Annotated in this window: 7 protein-coding genes; 2 read left to right on the top strand and 5 right to left on the bottom strand. The window is 45.7% G+C overall.

The annotated features are described in order from the left end of the window. Positions 1-36 precede the first annotated feature (36 nt). The 3 genes from QUA71_RS20290 to QUA71_RS20280 all read right to left on the bottom strand — a co-directional run bounded on the left by QUA71_RS20290 (position 37) and on the right by QUA71_RS20280 (position 6,778). Positions 37-1,254: an adenylate/guanylate cyclase domain-containing protein gene (locus QUA71_RS20290; protein WP_333287783.1), complete on the bottom strand. Its 1,218-nt coding sequence runs from the start codon at positions 1,252-1,254 to the stop codon at positions 37-39. A 176-nt stretch (positions 1,255-1,430) separates the two neighbouring features. After that, on the bottom strand, positions 1,431-5,129 hold the full coding sequence (locus QUA71_RS20285; RefSeq protein WP_333287734.1) for a GAF domain-containing protein: 3,699 nt from the start codon (positions 5,127-5,129) through the stop codon (positions 1,431-1,433). Positions 5,130-5,236: 107 nt separating this feature from the next. Further along, the gene (locus QUA71_RS20280; RefSeq protein ID WP_333287732.1) at positions 5,237-6,778 is read right to left on the bottom strand and encodes an ATP-binding protein; all 1,542 of its coding nucleotides are present in this window, start codon (positions 6,776-6,778) and stop codon (positions 5,237-5,239) included. Positions 6,779-7,370: 592 nt separating this feature from the next. On the opposite strand from QUA71_RS20280, the gene QUA71_RS20275 reads away from it, so the two are divergent. Both QUA71_RS20275 and QUA71_RS20270 read left to right on the top strand, forming a co-directional pair. After that, positions 7,371-8,693 (top strand): AAA-like domain-containing protein, encoded by a 1,323-nt coding sequence (locus QUA71_RS20275; protein WP_333287730.1) that lies wholly within the window; start codon positions 7,371-7,373, stop codon positions 8,691-8,693. Positions 8,694-8,808: 115 nt separating this feature from the next. Continuing rightward, positions 8,809-12,366, top strand: coding sequence for a WD40 domain-containing protein (locus QUA71_RS20270; RefSeq protein ID WP_333287728.1), 3,558 nt, complete (start codon positions 8,809-8,811; stop codon positions 12,364-12,366). 245 nt (positions 12,367-12,611) lie between these two features. Here QUA71_RS20270 and QUA71_RS20265 read toward each other — a convergent pair whose 3' ends face one another. Next, positions 12,612-15,944 (bottom strand): DUF4347 domain-containing protein, encoded by a 3,333-nt coding sequence (locus QUA71_RS20265; protein ID WP_333287726.1) that lies wholly within the window; start codon positions 15,942-15,944, stop codon positions 12,612-12,614. Between the two features lie 776 nt (positions 15,945-16,720). Next, positions 16,721-19,264 (bottom strand): calcium-binding protein (locus QUA71_RS20260; protein WP_333287724.1); only part of this gene is annotated, 2,544 nt, incomplete at its 5' end.

Raw genomic sequence — 19,264 nt, 5'->3', positions numbered from 1 at the left:
GTTCATCCGTAGCTCCTAGGTTAGATGCCCGACTTCTTAAAGAAGTGGAATATTTGGGTAATCTATTAGTTCGCTAGGAGTGGAATTCGTTTGACAAACATCGGTTTCTACCGCTGAATTATCTTTTTTACCTGTTAGCCAATAGGCGTTCATTTCTCCTTTTCCTTTAATCGCGATCGCACCTCTTTCCTCAAATAAATACTGCTCTTTTAACAGTTCGTAAATAGCCGTAGTAACTTGAATATATCCCGGTAGTCCTTGACATTCCATCCGAGAAGCAACATTAACAGTATCTCCCCACAAGTCATAGATAAATTTTTTAGTGCCAATTACGCCAGCAACTACGGGCCCTGTATGAATGCCAATCCGAATTTGAAATGGTTCGCCTCTGTCAGTTTGAAAATCAGCGATCGCTTTTTGCATATCCAAAGCCATATTCGCGATCGCTTCTACATGATCTGCCCTCGGCACAGGCAACCCACCCGCTACCATATAAGCATCTCCAATTGTTTTAATTTTTTCCAAACGGTGTTTTTCAGTTAGTTGGTCAAACCTGGAAAAAATCTGGTTCAGTACATTTACCAATTCTAGAGGTAACATTCTAGCAGCAATAGACGTAAAATCGACAATATCGGCAAAAAGCACTGTTGCTGAATCAAACCTCTGGGCAGGAGAACCCTCGCCCTTTTTCAAATTTTCAACAATCGCGGCTGGTAAAATATTCAGCAATAAATGATCGGACTTTGTTTGAGCAAGCCGTAAAGCTACCTCCACCCCCTGCCGATCTTTAATTTCGTTTTGCAAACGTTCGACAAGTTCTTGGTATTGCTTTGTTTGCTCTTGAAGTAACTGTTGTTGATTTTGAATTGTTAACTGATTTGCCACTCGTGCCAATACTTCTTTAGCGTGAAAAGGTTTAGTAATATAGTCAACTCCTCCCACCTCAAAGGCTTTCACCTTATCTAAAACGTCATCTAAGGCGCTTAAGAAAATCACGGGAATAGACCTGGTTTTTGGTGAAGCTTTCAACTTTGCACATACCTCATATCCATTCATGTCTGGCATCATCACGTCCAGCAAAATTAGAGTTGGCGGAAACTCCAGCACTGTAGCGATCGCCCTTTGACCGTTCAGCGCTTTACGAACCTGATACCCTTGTTCGGTCAAGATTGTAGATAAAAGCCGCACGTTATCGGGCTTATCATCAACTACTAAAATGTTGGCTTGAATGGTAGGATATTGATTGCTGTCCATGCGAGGGTTCACGGTTGTTTTTTAAACTCAAAGATATTAACACTTAATAATTCGCTCTCCATCCAAACGAAACAGTATAAATTTTTATTTTTTCTCCTACAAAGAGAGGGCAGGGAGAGGTGGGGCGGGGGTTAAGGTTAAGTCTTTTTTAAATAGGAGATGCTCCTAAGTAGAGATTAGTTGGAAACTGGTACTCTAATCGTCGTAAGTGCTGATTGCGCTAGCTCTATAATATCGTCAAAGAGGAAATCCTCCACTAAAGTAGTTAAAACTTGTGCTGCTACAGCAAATTCTCTAGGCAATTCCTCAATCAACTTGATAATTTTATTGTCGCAACATTCATGAGCAGCCTGAGATATCTTCTCCACCCACTCATGAGGCATTTGACCGAGTTGTGACTCGACAGATTGATTGCTAGTCACTCCGCTAATTTCGCTTTCCTTTTCTAGCGGTGCATCAACAGATTCCTCGTAAATGTAGCGCACTCCTAAAAATTTTTTCATCTTCGCAAATAATATCTTTGCCTCGAAGGGTTTACGCATGAAATCATCGCAGCCTGCTCCTAAAATAGTTTGTCGTTCCTCTTCAAAAGCGCTAGCAGTAAGAGCAACTATTACAGTTTGTTTTCCGAGAGGATGAGCTTTAATTTTTCTGGTGGCTTCATAGCCATCCATGACAGGCATCTGCATATCCATCCAGATCAGGTGCGGTTGCCAATCCTCCCATACCGCAATAGCTTCTTGACCATCTCTAGCTTCTCGCACGAGGATGCCTAGTGGTGACAATAATCTCTCTATGACTAGGCAGTTATCGGCGCGATCGTCAACAACCAAAATCCGGTATTCTGGTTGATTTGGTGCTAAACCCATGACTTTTTTCTGCGGTTTAAGGATGTTAATCTCGCTTGCAGTGGCCAGGTTAATTTGAATATCAAATGCAAACTTACTTCCCAACTCTGGTGTACTGCTGACAGTAATATCTCCTCCCATCATTTGTACAAATTTGCGGCTAATTGGTAAACCTAATCCAGTCCCCTGTTGAGATTTTTGACCTGTTTTTGTTTGCTCAAAAGGCTCAAATAACTTATTCATTTCTTCTGCGGCAATGCCAAGGCCGGTATCTTCAATTTCAAACTGAAGGCGTAATAATTCCGGGTGAAGGTCATGCGCGTCTGCACAATCACAGTCCGCCAAGTTTTCGGAATGATTAAAACCAGTGCACCATCCCGGTTTTCTTTGTATAGCTGCGGTTTCAACCGCTAAGCTTTCGGAATGTTCACCACCCGCGCCGATAAGTTTTGTTTGTGTGTCCGAAAACTCTGCGGTTTCAGCCCCCAAACTTTTTTCTACCTTCTTTTTCACTCGCAAAGTAACGCTACCCATCTCTGTAAACTTGATCGCATTTCCTACAAGATTAATCAAAATTTGGCGCAATTTACCTTCATCTCCACTAACAAAGTCCGGTACACCGTCACCCACTTCAAGATTTAGCTGCAATTTCTTAGATTTAGCTTTTAAGCGAAACATTTCTTCTAAGGTTTTTAGCAAGCGCATTAAATTAAAACTGCTTTCATTAAGCTGACTTCTGCCGGCTTCAATTTTGGACATTTCCAAAATGTCATTAATCAGGGCAAGCAAGTGTTCACCTGCGCGATTAATAATTTCTAGGTGCTGTTGGTGTTGATTGTTGAGAGATGGATCGCGCACCATCACCTGACTAAATCCGAGAATGGCATTCAGGGGAGTCCGCAGTTCGTGGCTCATAGAAGAAAGGAATTCGCTCTTGGCGCGGTTAGCTGTATCAGCAGCTACGACAGCTTTTTGTAATGCTATTTCTGCTAATTTGCGTTCCGCAATTTCTGTTTTGGCTTGTTCAAAAAGGGTGCATTGCTGGATAGCAATTGTTAGCTGCACGGAAATTTGCTTGAGAGATTCTATCTCTGAAGAGTTCCAATGCCTATGACTGCGGCAGTGATGAGCAATGAGTAGCCCCCACAGTTTTTCACCTTGCAAAAGGGGAACCACGAGGTTAGCTTTAATTTCAAACTCGCTCAGTAAATTAACGTGGCACTCTGAAATACCTGCCGTGTAAATATTGTTGATCGCGCGAATGTGTCCCTGCTCGTAAAAAGAGACGTAGCCTTCTCGAAAGCAAGGGTCATTAATGTCAATTCCCAAAATTGGCATCGTACCGACGGCTACCGACTCGACGGCTACCACTCCACTCCAATCTGGATTAAAGCGGTAAATAACTGTTCTATCCGTTGACAAAAACTGGCGGACTTCTTCCACAGCCATTGTCAGCACTTCTTCTAAGTTAAGAGAGGAACGAATTCGCTCTTGAATGGAATTCACGAGCCGCTCCCTTTTTACTTGTTGCTGCAAAGCTGCTTCCGCCTGTTTGCGAGCAGTAATATCTACTCCATAACCAACGCACTCCACAGGTATGCCAGCAGCATTTTTGACTAACTTGATCTCATCGTATATCCAGCGATAACTACCGTCTTTGTGCCGTTCGCGGTATTCGTAAGAAATCGCTTCTTTTTCCAATAGTTGAGCGAATGAAGTAGCAACAATTTCTCTATCTTCTGGGTGAACCAGGCTATGCCAATCAAGGGAACCATCAAGAAATTCTCGCGCTTCGTAACCAATCATTGAAACAATATTATCGCTGACAAATGTTACGTCATAATTTCCCCCTAATTTGCAGCTAAAAATCACCGCCGGAGTGGTCGCCAACAAATATTGCAAGCGTTCGGTGACAGAACGCAAGTTTAACTCAGCTTGCTTGCGATCGCGAGCTTCCATTGCTAAAGCTGCAATCTGTGCCACATAGCTAGCGAAGCTTTGTTCGTCGAGGGTCCAATTCCTCGTCGTTCCCTGATGTTCTAAACAAATTACACCCGCAATTTGTCCTTGATGGGTAATAGGAACATCTAGCATCGACGAGATGTTTAAAGGCATCAAATAAGATTCGCTAAATTCTATGGTGCGCGGATCGGTTTTGGCATCAACCGCTGCGAGTACCTGTTCTGTATTCAAAGCTTGGAAATAGCTAGGATAGTCAGCAACTTTCAGTTCTACACCCTCGCTGTGTTGATTGGCCGTCAGTTCGTAGAGTTCGGCACACCACATTATGGATTTATTTTGCTTATAAAACCAAATACTTCCCCGATCGACATTCAGGGTACGGGTTGCCATTTGTGTAATTTCTCTCAAAGCCTCGCTGATATTTCCCTCGTAGATACTAGAATTTTTGGCTAATTCTAGTAATCCATTTTGTTGTTCTGTTAACCTAGTTTCTCGTTCGCGCAAAGCAGATTCAGCAGCTATTCTTTCTCTAATTTCCGCTTCTAAATAACCGTTGATTTCTCTCAACTCTGCGGTGCGCTCTTGCACTTTCATTTCTAAGTCATCATAAGCACAGCGCAAAGCTAATTCTGCATCTTCACGCACGGCGATTTCACACTGCAACTTGCGATTTATTGCCTCTAATTCTTGTGGGGTTTTTAAAGATAAAAACTGTGGCAATAGTGTTACCATCGAGGCGGCTGTGTAGCAGGAAACCAGTGCAGTAATTCCTTTCTCAATTCCCGACAGCCAATAGGCAGAATGCCACAAGGTCCAAATTTCTAGCAAGTGACCCGTGCCGCAGAGAATGATAAATGCACCGAATAAAGCGAATATTCCTAAAAAAGGAACATCGCGCCGCTTGAAGATAAAATAAATTAGCATCGCCGGAATTGAATAGTAGGCGATCGCGATTAAAAAGTCCCCAGTTACGTGCAGCCACACTAAAGGCGTTTGCCAAAGATAGCAATGGCCGTGAGGCATATACTGAGTTGGGGAAAAGATATTTTTGAGTGCTTCCCACATAATATTTGCTATTTGCAGATAATGTTGATGTGAACGATGAGTAAGCTAGGAAAAAAAGTAAAATAGATTCAAAATTGTAGCGGGATGCGGAATGAGTTATTAACGCCTCAACCCAGCTTGTTCATAACAACTTGCTTGTGAGCCAGGTGGCGATCGCATTGGCCAACTTGCGATCGCAAAGGAATTTCAATGATAAACTCAGTACCTCTCCCAACCTCGGAAGTGCAGCGCAAATAACCTTCATGGGCTTGAATAATCTGATAAGAAATCGCCAAACCCAGCCCGGTACCAGCACCTATAGGTTTCGTCGTATAAAACGGATCGTAAATTTTAGCGATCTCGTCATAGTCTATGCCCGTGCCATTATCAGCAATGCGAATTTGCACCCACTTGCCATCAACTAAAAGCGTGCGGATACGAATTGTTAGCAGGTGGCAATAGGTATATTGGAAGTGTTCATAGAAATTATTTTCCCAATAGCCTTTAGGGTAATCCCCCTGCTGTGCAATCTGTTCTAAAGCATCAATAGCATTAGATAAAATGTTCATAAATACTTGGTTAATCTGTCCAGCATAGCATTCCAATAGTGGCAACTCTCCATACTCTTTAATCACTTGAATCGGCGGACGATTTGTTTGTTCTTTCAAGCGGTGCTGCAAAATCATTAAAGTGCTATCGAGTCCTTCATGAATATTTACCTTTTTCATGTCGGCTTCGTCTAACCGGGAGAAATTGCGTAAAGATTTAACAATGTCCTTAATTCGTTCTGCTCCTATTTTAAGCGAACCAAAAAGTTTTTGCAGGTCTTTTAAAATAAAATCGAGTTCGATAGTGTGAATCTTGTCTGCAATTTCCGGCGCCGGATTGGGGTAATAAACTTGATAAGCCTGAATCAATCCCAAAATATCTTTAATGTATTCCTCAGCCGGAATCAAATTGCCATAAATGAAGTTAACAGGGTTATTGATTTCGTGAGCAACCCCAGCTACCATTTGCCCCAAAGAAGACATTTTTTCAGTTTGCACGAGTTGAGTTTGGGCTTCTTTGAGTTGTTGCAGAGTTTCCTCTAGCTGCTGAGTTCGTTCAAGTAGTTTCGCTTCCGAGTGCCGCAATGAATTTTCAGCCAAAGAGCGATCGCGATTTTCCTGTTGCAAAAGTTCATTGGTTAATTCTAAAGCGATCGTCCTCTCCATCACCCGTTTTTCCAATTCTAGCATTAATTCCGAGAGTGCTTCTTGAGCTTGTTTGCGATCGCCAATCTCATTTTGTAAAGCTAAATTTGCCACCGCTAATTGAGCGGGACTGGGGATAGCCAAAATTTTTGGGATTAGTTCCACCAGCACTGCTGCTGTAGATAGGGAAATCAGCGCTGTAATCCCTTTAAGAAAACCCGAGAACCAATAATTAGGATGCCACAGCGTCCATATTTCCATAATATGGGTAATACCGCAGCAGATAATAAAAGAGCCAAACAGCATGAAAACCCAGTCAAAAGGCACATCTTTTCGCTTTTTGACAATATAAATCAGCGTGATCGGAATCAAAAAATAAGCGACGGCTATCAAACCATCGGACAAAACGTGTAGCCCTACTAATCCAGGTTTCCACAAGTAGCAATGACCGTGAGGAATAAAATAATTTGAAAACATTGTATGAACCATTGGCGGTATCAATCCTCTTATTTTATAAGATGCTTTTGACGGATGACAGTATGGTTAAAAAACCTGCTTCCACAAAAACAAGAATTAGGGTTGTGTGCTTAACACTTGCGATCTGGAGATGCAGATACCTGAAATAGCTTTAATTAAATTAGCATTAATTAACTAAACTTTAGCCATGTCAACGCACTTGTGATGAGGAGATACAGCGACCTGAAAATAGCTTTAATTAAATTAGCATAAATTAACTAAACTTTAGCAATCTCAAGTGTCACATCTTTAAATTGTACTTTCACGACCAAATGTGACACCTGCATGACATTTTGGCAAACGAGCGAGAAAAACTGAACACTGCTACCTGAAAGGGAACCCCGCCAGCAGCTCTTGAAATTGGGTTAGAGCGCTCAGTGACCCATGAATCCTTTATTGATATTGGTGCGTTTCGGTGAGATTTAACAGATTTGACCAGTTAGTCCCTGAGAAATGTCGCGACAGAATCGTGTCGCAATCCAATAGGCGATCGGCTTTACAGTCAATCATAAGTGATAATATCAACGATACACTTAGATGGTAATTGCCGGTTATGACAATAGATGAGGTACTACAGCTAACTCGTGTGCGATCGCAAAAAGATTTATATCCCGTACAAGAAATCATACTCCGCCAAGTTTGGGAAGGAAAGACTTATACAAGCATCGCCTCTACCTCTCATTACGGAGAGCATTACCTGAGAAACATCGCCTCGTCCTTGTGGCAATCTCTCTCTGAAATCTTGCAGACACCTATTAGCAAATCTAATTTTCGCTCCTCAGTAGAATCGCGTTCCCTAACCGCAGACGAACAAGAATTAATTCAAGAATTCACCCGCAGCCAATGCCTAGCAACACCTTTAGAATATCCCGGCTCTCCAGTACCCATCGGTTCCCCATTTTATATCCATCACCCGCTAATAGAAGAACTCGCCTATCGAGAAATTGCCAAACCTGGAAGTGTTCTGCGGATTAAAGCTCCCAGGAAGATGGGAAAAAGTTCTCTCCTGCTACGGATTTTAGATCGCGCTAATTCTCTCGGGTGCCGAACTGTAAGTTTAGATTTTCAGCAAGCCGAGGAAGCTGTTTTAGACAACCTCGATAAATTTTTACGGTGGTTTTGTGCCAACATCAGCCGTCACCTAGGATTGCCACCTCTATTAGAGGATTATTGGGATGAAGACATGGGTAGCAAAGTAAGCTGTGCTATCTATTTACAGCAATATATTTTAGACCAAATAAATAGTCCGCTTGTCTTAGCTTTAAATGAAGTCAATAGGATTTTTGAGTATCCAAAAATTGCCAGAGAATTTTTCCCGCTGCTGCGAAGCTGGCATGAAGAAGCAAAGCGGATTAAAACCCTGGAAAAACTGCGGGTAATCGTTCTTCACTCCACAGAAATTTATATTCCTTTAAAGCTCACTGAATCGCCCTTTAATGTCGGTTTACCGCTGCAATTGCCCTATTTTACAGAAGAGCAGATACTTGCTTTAGCCCAGCGTCACGGACTGGATTGGACAGATAGCCCCGATGCCGATCGACTCATGGCAATGGTGGGGGGACATCCTTATCTGGTTCGGCTAGCTCTTTACCACCTCTGTCAAAACAGTTTAACGCTAGATCGGCTACTACAAGAAGCTCCCACCATAGCCGGAATTTATAAAGATTACTTGCGGAGTTTTTGGGTGACATTCCAAGAGTATCCCGAACTCGCGGTTGCACTTAAACAAGTGGTAAAATCGGAACGCGGAGTGGAATTAGATCCGATAGTAGCTTCTAAGTTAGTTAGTATGGGGCTGATTCATATCGATAATAACCGCTGTACGCTGAGCTGTGAGTTGTATCGCCTATATTTTGCTTCGCACAACTTTATTTAGATCGAGGTTTGAGAGTTTATTTGCCTAAATTATTTTAGAATCAAGCGATCGCATCACATCCTTACCTCTCAATAAACTCACTAAATACTTACATTTAAATTAATCCCTAAACGGCATGACCAAGGTTACATACCAAATTGGTGGCAGTCTGGCCAGTGATGCGCCTACCTATGTCGAACGACAAGCAGATATCGAGCTTTATGAAGCCTTAAAACGAGGCGAGTTTTGCTACGTCCTCAACTCCCGACAAATGGGCAAATCTTCCCTTCTCGTTCGCACCCTGCACCGACTGCAAGCCGAAGGATTTCTCTGCAGCGCGATCGACATGACTCGCATCGGTAGCGAAAACATTACTCCTTTACAGTGGTATAAAGGAATCGTTGGGGATTTGTGGCGCAGTTTCCATCTTGTAGGAAAAGTCAATTTAAAAACCTGGTGGCAAGAACAAGAAGAAGTTTCTCTCCTGCAAAGATTGAGTCAATTTATTGAAGAGATTTTATTAGCCGGATTTCCCGAGAAGCGAATTATTATATTTGTCGATGAGATTGATAGTATTTTAAGCTTAGATTTTCCCGTAGATGACTTTTTCGCCTTGATTCGTTATTGTTACAACCAACGAGCCCTCAATCCCTCATACAATCGGATTACCTTCGCGATTTTCGGAGTAGCTACACCCAGCGATTTAATCGCCGATAAAAATCGGACACCTTTTAATATCGGACAATCAGTAGATTTGCACGGGTTTTCCTGGGAAGAAGCCTCTCCTTTAACTAAAGGGTTAGACAGTGTAGTCAGTAATGCCGAGGCAATTATCAAAGCAATATTAGCTTGGACTTATGGGCAACCATTTCTGAGCCAAAAGCTGTGTCAATTGATAGTTATAGCGGCGCGAGAATCTCACAGTGACGTGCTGACAATTCCACCGGGAACTGAGGTATTTTTTGTGGAATCGCTGGTACGATCGCAGATCGTCCAGAATTGGGAATCTCAAGATGAGCCAGAGCATTTAAAGACGATCCGCGATCGCATCCTGAGAAATGAGCAACGTGCTGGAAGACTCCTGGGAATATATCAAAAAATCTTACAAGGAGTGGCAGTCCCAACCGATGACTCGCGAGAACAGGTAGAACTATTGCTGTCTGGTTTGGTTGTAAAACACCAAGGTTTTTTACAAGTAAGAAACCCCATTTATCAAGAAGTATTTAACCCCGAATGGGTAGAAAAAAATCTCGCTTCCTTGCGTCCCTACTCTCAAGCGTTTGATGCTTGGATAACTTCAAAGCAGACCGATCAATCGCGATTGTTACGCGGACAATCATTAAAAAATGCTCAAGCTTGGGCTCATGGTAAAAGTTTAAGTGACTTGGATTATAAGTTTTTAGCAGCTTCTGAAGAATTAGATCGCACAGAAGTGCAGGTAGCATTGGAAGCAGAACGGACTAAAGAAATTGAAGCCAGACTAACAGAACAACAAAAAAGATTAGCACTTGAGAAAAAAAGTTCTAGGCGGCAAAGATTTTTGCTTTTTGTAGTAAGTATAGCATTAATTATTGCCTGTGCATTGGGGCTAGCGGTGTATTTTCAGTATCGGCAAAGTGCTGTCAGCGAAATCAAGGCGATCGCCAAATCTTCCGAAGCACTATTCGCCTCAAATCAAAAGTTAGATGCACTTGTACAAGCCATCACAGCACAGCGACGATTGCAAAAGTTAGGTGTTGCAGACGCAGATATCCAGCACTCAGTTAAGGAGGCTCTCCATCAGGCTGTTTATGGAGCGGTTGACTATAACCAGTTATCCGGGCATGACAATGTGGTTAATGATGTCATTTTCAGCCCTGATGGCGAACTCATTGCCTCAGCTTCTGCCGACAAAACCATCGAACTTTGGAAAAAAGACGGTACAAAGGTGGGAACGCTTCAAGGACACAACAATACGGTTTGGGCAGTCGTATTTAGCCCCAGAGGGGATCTAATTGCTTCTGGTTCTGGCGATAACACCGTTAAACTTTGGCGCAAAACGAGTACAAAATCACCAAACGGAGAGTCGAGCTATACCTTGTGGCACACCTTAAAAGGACATACCAAAGATGTTGCAGACGTAGCGATCGCTCCTGACGGTCAGACTATTGCTTCCGCTTCTAAAGATAAAACAATTAAACTCTGGAGTACAGACGGCAAACTGCTGAGAACTCTCACCGGACATAAAGATGAAGTTGTCAGCGTTGCCTTTAGCCCTGACAGTCAAACTATTGCATCTGCTTCTAACGATAAAACCATCAAACTCTGGAGTGCAGACGGTCAACTGCTGAGAACCCTCACCGGACATACGGATAGAGTTAGAGACGTTGCCTTTAGCCCTCAAGGAAATCTGATTGCCTCGGCGAGTTGGGATAAAACCGTCAAACTTTGGCACCTTGACGGCACGTTAGTCCAAACTATAACTGAACACAGCGATGGAGTAATCAAAATCGCTTTTAACCCTCAAGGTCGTTTAATTGCCTCGGCAAGTGTTGATAGAACAGTCCAACTTTGCAAGCTTGACGGGACTCTAGTAAAAACCCTACCAGCGGCCAAGGATGTCGTCTCTGGAGTGGCTTGGAGTCCTGACGGGCAACTCCTCGCCTCATCCAGTTGGGATGGCCCGATCGCGCTCTGGAAGCTTGATGACAGTTTGCTCCAGACTCTTAACGGACATCAAGCACCAATTTACACCATAAAATTTAGTCCTGATGGTAAGACAATTGCCACTGCCAGTCGCGATAATACCGTTAAACTTTGGCGGCTTGATGGTAGCTTAATTCGCACTTTCCCTAAACAATCTGATAAAGTTTTCGGAGTAGATTTCAGCCCAAAGGGAGACATCATTGCTACAGGTGGTTATGACAGCACTGTTCGAGTGTGGCAACTAGACGGAACTTTAGTCAAGACTTTTACAGGACATCAAGGTAGAGTCTTCGCTGTTGATTTCCATCCAGATGGACAGTCAATAGCCTCGGTGGGTGAGGACAGAACGGTTAAAGTTTGGAGAATTGATGGTTCTGAATTAGCAACTCTCAAAGGACATACCGATCACATTAACGGAGTTGCCTTTAGTCCCGATGGACAGGTTATTGCCTCAGCTAGCGTGGATGGCACTGTTAAACTTTGGCAGTGGGATAATGCGATCGCCTCTGGAAAGCCCAGCTACAGGCTTCTACACACGTTAACGAGCCATCGCCGTCAGGTAGCTGGAGTGGCATTTAGCCCTGATGGCAAGACGATCGCTTCAGCAGGTATGGATAGCATGGTGAGACTTTGGCGGCGCGACGGTACGGAAATCAGAGCCTTAAAGGGACACAAAAATGGGGTGTTCGGAGTGGCATTTAGCCCTGATGGCAAGACGATCGCCTCAGCAAGTTTCGACGGCACAGTCAAACTTTGGAGGTACGACGGTAAAGAACTCGAAACCTTAAAAGGACATAGCGATGGGGTGTTCGGAGTGACATTTAGCCCTGATGGGAAGTTCATCGCCTCAGCAAGTCAGGATAGAACCGCTATTGTGTGGAATTTAGAGCGAATTTTCCAGCTCGATTTCCTCCAGTATGGATGCGATTGGGTCGGAAATTATTTGCGAACCAATGCTGATGTGAAGGAGGAGGACAGACATTTGTGCGATCGTATTAAAACGGAATAATATCCAGTCCGCTTTATTAGGAACAATAGATTAATATGTGTGGGCTAGAGCATCAGACGATTAGAGGATATTTATCATGCTTGGCTAATTTTTATTGGAAGATGCTACAACACTATATCAGATTTAACTACTCCCTTTATCTCTCAGTCGGCGGAGGCGGACTTCGTTTATTTAGTAGCGGTTTCAACCACCGAATGATACGCAGAATGATAAAGGGAGTAGCCAACCCGGATTTGGTATAATAACTACAGAGTAATGAAATCGCTAGCGGTAAGAATACCGGGGGTAATACCGTTAAGCTTCGCCAACAATTGATTGGTGTCCGTCACAGTAATCAAAGTCTGATTGTTGCTGGAAGTAATACTGAGTTGATTGAAACTCAAACCAGGATTCAACCCAAATAAATCCTCTCCCCTGCGGAAATCATTAATGATGTCGCTACCCAAACTTTGATTGAGGACAAACACATCATTTCCCGAACCTCCCGTCAATGTATCGTCCCCAACATCCCCGGAAAGGAAATCGGAACCGCTGCCACCGCTGAGAATATCATTACCTTTGCCGCCGTACAGGGTGTCGTTACCGATGTCGCCGCAAAGCACATCGTTGTCATTGCCGCCGAACAGTAAGTCGTTGCCCTCACCCGCATCGAGACTGTCGTTTTCTTTGCCGCCGTACAGGGTGTCATTTCCCTCCTCGCCAAAAATCAGGTCTGCACCTTCATTGCCAAAGGCAATATCGTTGCCGTTTCCGGCATTAATTGTGTCATTTCCTAAGTTGCCTAAAATGTAGTCATCGCCATCTTCACCCAGCAAGATATCGTCATCTTTACCGCCAAAAATGCTGTCGTTGCCCAGCCCGCCGGCAACTGTATCATTGCCGAGATCTCCCCTCAACAAGTCGTCGCCATCGGCGCCGACAACAGTGTCAGGATCTTTACCAGCGTAGATGGTATCGTTGCCAGCGCCGCCAGAGATGTAATCGGTGCCTTCATTGCCAAAGATTGAATCGTTATCTGCGCCGCCGTCAATGTTGTCATTGCCGCCCATACCGTAGAGAGTATCGTTGCCGGCAAGTCCATTAATCGAGTCGTTGATGCCGCCACCCATGATGAAATCGGTACTGTCGCCGCCGTTAATAGTTTGTTGGACGGGGTTGGGTGTGATAGTGGCAGGGTCGAGTTGGGGGGCGTTGAGGCTATCGAGTAGGCAATCATCTGCGACCGGAGTTGGTGTGGGCGCGGGAGTTGGTGTTGGCGGCGGCGCAGGTGTGGGCGTCGGCGTTGGTGTGGGAGTCGGTGTGGGAGTCGGTGTGGGAGTCGGTGTTGGTGTGGGAGTCTCAGTTGGGGTGGGAGTCGGCGCCGGCGTCGGAGTTGGAGTCGGTATTGGTGTGGGAGTCGGAGTCGGCGTGGGAGTCGGCGTGGGAGTCGGAGTTGGGGTCGGAGTCTCAGTTGGAGTTGGAGTGGGAGTCGGAGTTGGCGTGACTGTAGCGTTAAATTCGTAAGCACCAATATCCACGATCGCACTTCCGTTATTATCACCATCTTGAGGGCGACTCACACCGCGCTGATCCGCAGCCGGCGCGCCCGCACCAGTACCGGTATCAATTGCCGGACTTCCTGTTAGCAGCGGCAGCACAAAAGCGCCGTTAATATTTTCCAAAGGCCCGAGTTTCGGGTCTGCGATCGTAATACTTGCCGTAACATTACTATCATTAGGATCTCCCACGGTCAGTTTAGCGGGAAATTGAAGATTGTTTCCCCCATCGATGAGCTCCCGTCCAGTGTGCTGCCTATTTTTAAAAGGATTACTTGCCGTATTCCTATCAAAAATCGAATTTTTGACAGTAATTGGCGATTTGACACGATCGTTAAAAGTAGCAATACCTCCCGAATATTCCCCAGCGGTATTTTTAGCAAAAGTCGAATTGACGATATTAGTCGAAAAAGAATCTCTGTTGCCAACAACCATTGCTCCGCCCTGCTTAGCAGCACTGTTGCCGGAAAAGGTACTGTTGACAATGCTGACATTTCCATTTTCTCCGAACCACAAACCGCCGCCGTTGTCTTCAGCTTTATTGTTAGCGAATGTGCAGTTTGTCACTGTCAAGTCAGCATTACCGTGACGAACCCCGCCTCCAGAACCTCCAGTACCTGATAAATTCTTTACGGCTTGGTTATTAATAAAGGTGCTATTTTCCAAAACCACTTTATCTTGGAGATAACCAAACAAAAAGGCTGCGCCTCCTTCTCCCGAGCCGATATTGCCGTCAAAAATGCTGTTGCGGATAGCAATATTCCCGGCAACAGGGCCGGGGGTTGCATTGGGGCCCGAAGCATTAGCGCCATCGACGTAAACTGCCCCGCCAACGCCTTTATCTGTGCGGTTGCCTGTGAATTTAGAGTTTTCGATCGTCATGCTGCCCAGCAGGTTATTAACAGCCCCGCCGTAGCTGCCTTTGTTGTTGGTAAATTCGCTATCTTGGATAGTCAGAACACCGCCGCTTTTAGTGGCTATCGCGCCGCCCCCCCGTTCGGTATTGTTAGCTAAAGAACCATCATTGCCGCTAAACTTGCTGTTAATTACATTTGTCGTGCTGCGAAAACCCGTGTAAATGCCACCACCCAAACCGGCAACATTATTATTGACTTGGCAATTTTCTAAAGTTAAAGTGCTGTTACCTCCCGTTTGAATGCCACCACCGGCGCTAGTTGCCTCATTATTCGGCTCGGTTCCAGAAACTTTGCCGTTGGCAACAATCAGGTTTTTTAGAGTAACATTTGTTGAACCTTCGGTTAGGATAACCCGCGAAGCATTATTGCCACTGATGGTTAAATTGGCTGCACCAACTGCATCAATTGTCAAGTTTTTGTTGATGACAATTTGACCGGAAGTGAGAGTAATTGTTTGGCTGGCAAGAGTGGAGGCAAATTGAATGGTATCGCCGGTAACAGCCGTGGCGATCGCATCTCTCAAGGAACCGGGCCCGCTATCGTTATTGTTGGTAACCGTAATAGTCGCTAAAGTCCCTCGGTAATCCGCCATTGCTTCTGGAGTCAAGGCTAGCGGTGCTTCAATATCACCCTTGGTCAACTCCAAATTCCAGTTACCACCGCCGCCAGTGCGATCGCTAGATGCCGCAATATCAGCCCCGGTTAACTCGCCCAGCCGATCGACAAAATTGCTTCCCGAACCCGCAGCAACATCGCAACCGTAAAGCACAATATCTGCTTTGTCGCTTAGCGCATTTCGCCACTCTTGCAACTGGCTTCCATATTGTGACAAATTATCCGAATTCAGCGTCCTAGAACCTAGCTGCAAGCTGCCAGAATTGCCGTGCGAAAAAATATGAAGTTGGTCTACAGTTTCCCCCGCAGCAGAAATTGTTTGCAGTTTCGCAGTAATTTGCTCGACTCCGTTACCATTTTTATCTAAAATGATGATCTCTGTACCGGGAAGCACGCCACCCGCAAGAGTTTGATAGTCATCTAGGCCCGAATCAATGAAGACAATAGATTTAGAACCAGCATTGCGGAGAACAGATTGTGAATCCCTGTTGGTGGCAAAAGTTGAACTCATTTGGCATACCCATGAGAATGTTTACTATTTGCTAGTAGATTCACCTTGAAAGCAGAAGGCTAAAGATGCAGAAGGCAGTAGGCAGAATTAAAAACTCAGTGATCCATCGGAAAGATTAAAATTTAGGGAAAAACTTTAATTCTATCCCTAAGTGAAATCCGACACTTGTCTCCCTAATCAGCTTAAGCTGTATGAAAATTGCGATTTTCTGAGCAATTAACTGCAGAGGATGTAATGTAAATAGTCCGGCACCTGGAACCTCTCTATGTAGATTGGCAAGGCGCACCATTAGCGAGATAAATAGTGCATCAAACCATTTGGTAGCCTTGGTCAGGTAAAATTCCAAAAAGATTTTCTGGAGTTCCCAATTTCTGACAATTGCTCTGCTAGTACCTGATACATTCACATTAGAGAAAACCAGGAAAATTGCCTAAAAAATTGATTAATTTAATTTTTTTTATAACTGGCAAAAAGTTCCTAAAAATCTGAAATTTAGTGGTTGAGAAAGCTTGCTTTATTCGGCCGCTGTTTATGGCTAGCCAGCTCAGGAGTGCAATAGACGGAGTTGCCTCATTTTAGGTGTGGGCGATCGGCAATAAACAAGATTTATTACCGATCGCGGTTGAAAACAATCAGATCGAGCGATCCTCTTCGTTAGCGTAGCCCCCGTAGGGGAGGGCTGCGCTAACGTCATCCACCAAATTTCAGGAGTTTGAGAGCTTTCTTCACCACTCCTGAGGGGTCGGGCTGCTTATGGCGCACCCTACCCGAGGTAGTTAGATTGTTACCTGAGTGAAATCGCTAGCGGTGAGAATACCGGGGGTAATACCGTTAAGCTTCGCCAACAATTGATTGGTGTCCGTCACAGTAATCAAAGTCTGATTGTTGCTGGAAGTAATACTGAGTTGATTGAAACTCAAACCAGAATTCAACCCAATTAAATCCTCTCCCTTGCGGAAATCATTAATGATGTCGCTACCCAAACTTTGACTTAGGAAAAACACATCATTTCCCGAACCACCAGTCAAAGTATCGTCGCCAACATCTCCGGAAAGGAAATCGTCCCCAGCACCGCCGCTGAGAATATCATTACCTTTGCCGCCGTACAGGGTATCGTTACCGATGTCGCCACAGAGCACATCGTTTTCATTGCCACCGAAGAGCAAGTCGTTGCCCTCACCGCCATCGAGACTGTCGTTGTCTTTGCCGCCGTACAGGCTGTCATTTCCCAAGTCTCCAAAAATCAGGTCTGCACCTTCATTGGCAAAGGCAATATCGTTGCCGTTTCCGCCATTAATTGTGTCATTTCCTAAGTTGCCTAAAATGTAGTCGTCCCCATCTTCACCCAGCAAGATATCGTCATCTTTACCGCCGAAAATGCTGTCGTTACCAACGCCGCCAGCAACTGTATCATTGCCGACATCTCCCCTCAACAAGTCGTCGCCCTCGGCATCGACCACAGTGTCAGGATCTTTGCCAGCGTAGATGGTATCGTTGCCAGCACCGCCAGAGATGAAATCGCTGCCTCCATTGCCGAAGATTGAGTCGTTATCTGCACCGCCTTGGATGTTGTCATTCTCGCCCATGCCGTAGAGAGTATCGTTGCCGGCTTGTCCGTTAATTGACTCGTTGATGCCACCGCCGATGATGAAATCGTTACCTTCGCCGCCGTTGACAGTTTGTTGGACGGGGTTGGGGGTGATGGTGGCAGGATCTAGTTGCGGGGCGTTGAGGCTATCGAGTAGGCAATCATCTACGGCCGGAGTTGGTGTGGGTGCGGGAGTTGGTGTTGGCGGCGGAGTCGGCGCAGGTGTAGGAGTTGGAGTGGGTTCGGGTGTGGGTGTCGGAGTGGGTTCGGGTGTGGGAGTTGGAGTCGGCGCGGGCGTCGGAGTTGGCTCCGGAGTCGGTGTGGGAGTTGGAGTCGGCGTCGGCGGAGTTGGTGTGGGAGTCTCAGTTGGAATTGGCGCCGGAGTCGGTGTCGGAGTTGGAGTCGGCGTCGGCGGAGTTGGGGTGGGAGTCTCAGTTGGAGTTGGCGCCGGAGTCGGTGTGGGAGTTGGAGTGGGTTCGGGCGTCGGAGTTGGCGCCGGCGTCGGTGTGGGAGTTGGAGTGGGTTCGGGCGTCGGAGTTGGCGCCGGAGTCGGTGTGGGAGTTGGAGTGGGTTCGGGCGTCGGAGTTGGCGCCGGAGTCGGTGTGGGAGTTGGAGTCGGCGCCGGAGTAGGAGTTGGCGCGGGCGTCGGAGTTGGCACCGGGATGACACTACCTCCCAATTCAAAAGAGCCGCTGTCCACGATCGCGCCTGGAATGGTGTCCCCATCTTGAGGGCGAGTCACGCCGCGCTGATCCGTAGCGGGTGCGCCGGTGGCAATCCCTTTATCAATTGCCGGACTTCCTATCAGCAGCGGCCTGACTAAAGCTCCGTTGAGGTTTTGCAAAGGGCCAAGTAAGGGGTCTGCGATCGTCACACTTGTCGTCACCTTGGTATCGGTGTCAATCACCGGCCACTGAAAATTCCCTCCTTGATCGCTATATTGGGCGGTGACGTGTTGCTGAATGCCCCAAGGGTTTCCTCCGTTAGCCGCTGTATTGTTGGAAAGAATCGTGTTTTTGAGGGTGACATTATTGGCATCGGCGAAGATACCTCCACCAACCCAGCCTGCTGAATTATCGGCGATCGTCGTATTGAGAATGGTTGTGGGTGCACCAAGAGTCATTGCACCGCCGAGTTTGTTGAAATCACCAGCAGCAAACGCCGTGGAGTTGCCAGAAAACGTACTGTTAGTAATCGTAGTAGGGGCATTTCGCATCCACAGCCCGCCACCTTGATTATTGGCTTTGTTGCCAGCAAAGGTGGTGTTGGCAATGGTCAATCCCTTGTTGGTGCTGTCGCTCAAAATCGTTACCGCACCACCATTTCCAGGATTTCCACCATTGGGGCTGCCTGTGAGCGCCATAACTTCGTTATTTTGGAAGGTGGTGTTTTCCAAAATTACATTGTCCTGGCTACCGGTGAACAGATAAGCTGCTCCGCCTTCGCCTCGCCCTTTGTTGTCTTGAAATACACTTTTGGTGATCTTGATTGTGCCGGAAGCTTCGCTCGGATTGCTGGCTCTGTCTGTGTAAATAGCGCCACCGTTACCCCTTAAACCAGGATTCTCTTGGCCTGTGGCGTAAGAGGCTGCGGTGGTGTCGTTGCCGATGAATCGCGAGTTGTCAATGGTTAACTTGCCCTGAAGGCTGTTAATCGCCCCGCCGTTAATTCCTTTGTTGTTGGTGAAGTCGCTGTTGGTGACTGTAAAAGTTTTGGAACTCAAAAAGCCGAT

The organism is Microcoleus sp. MON1_C5, from assembly GCF_036701875.1.
Taxonomy (GTDB): Bacteria; Cyanobacteriota; Cyanobacteriia; order Cyanobacteriales; family Microcoleaceae; genus Microcoleus.
The sequence above is the reverse complement of the archived record's forward strand: the minus strand, read 5'-3'. Positions and strand labels throughout refer to the sequence as shown.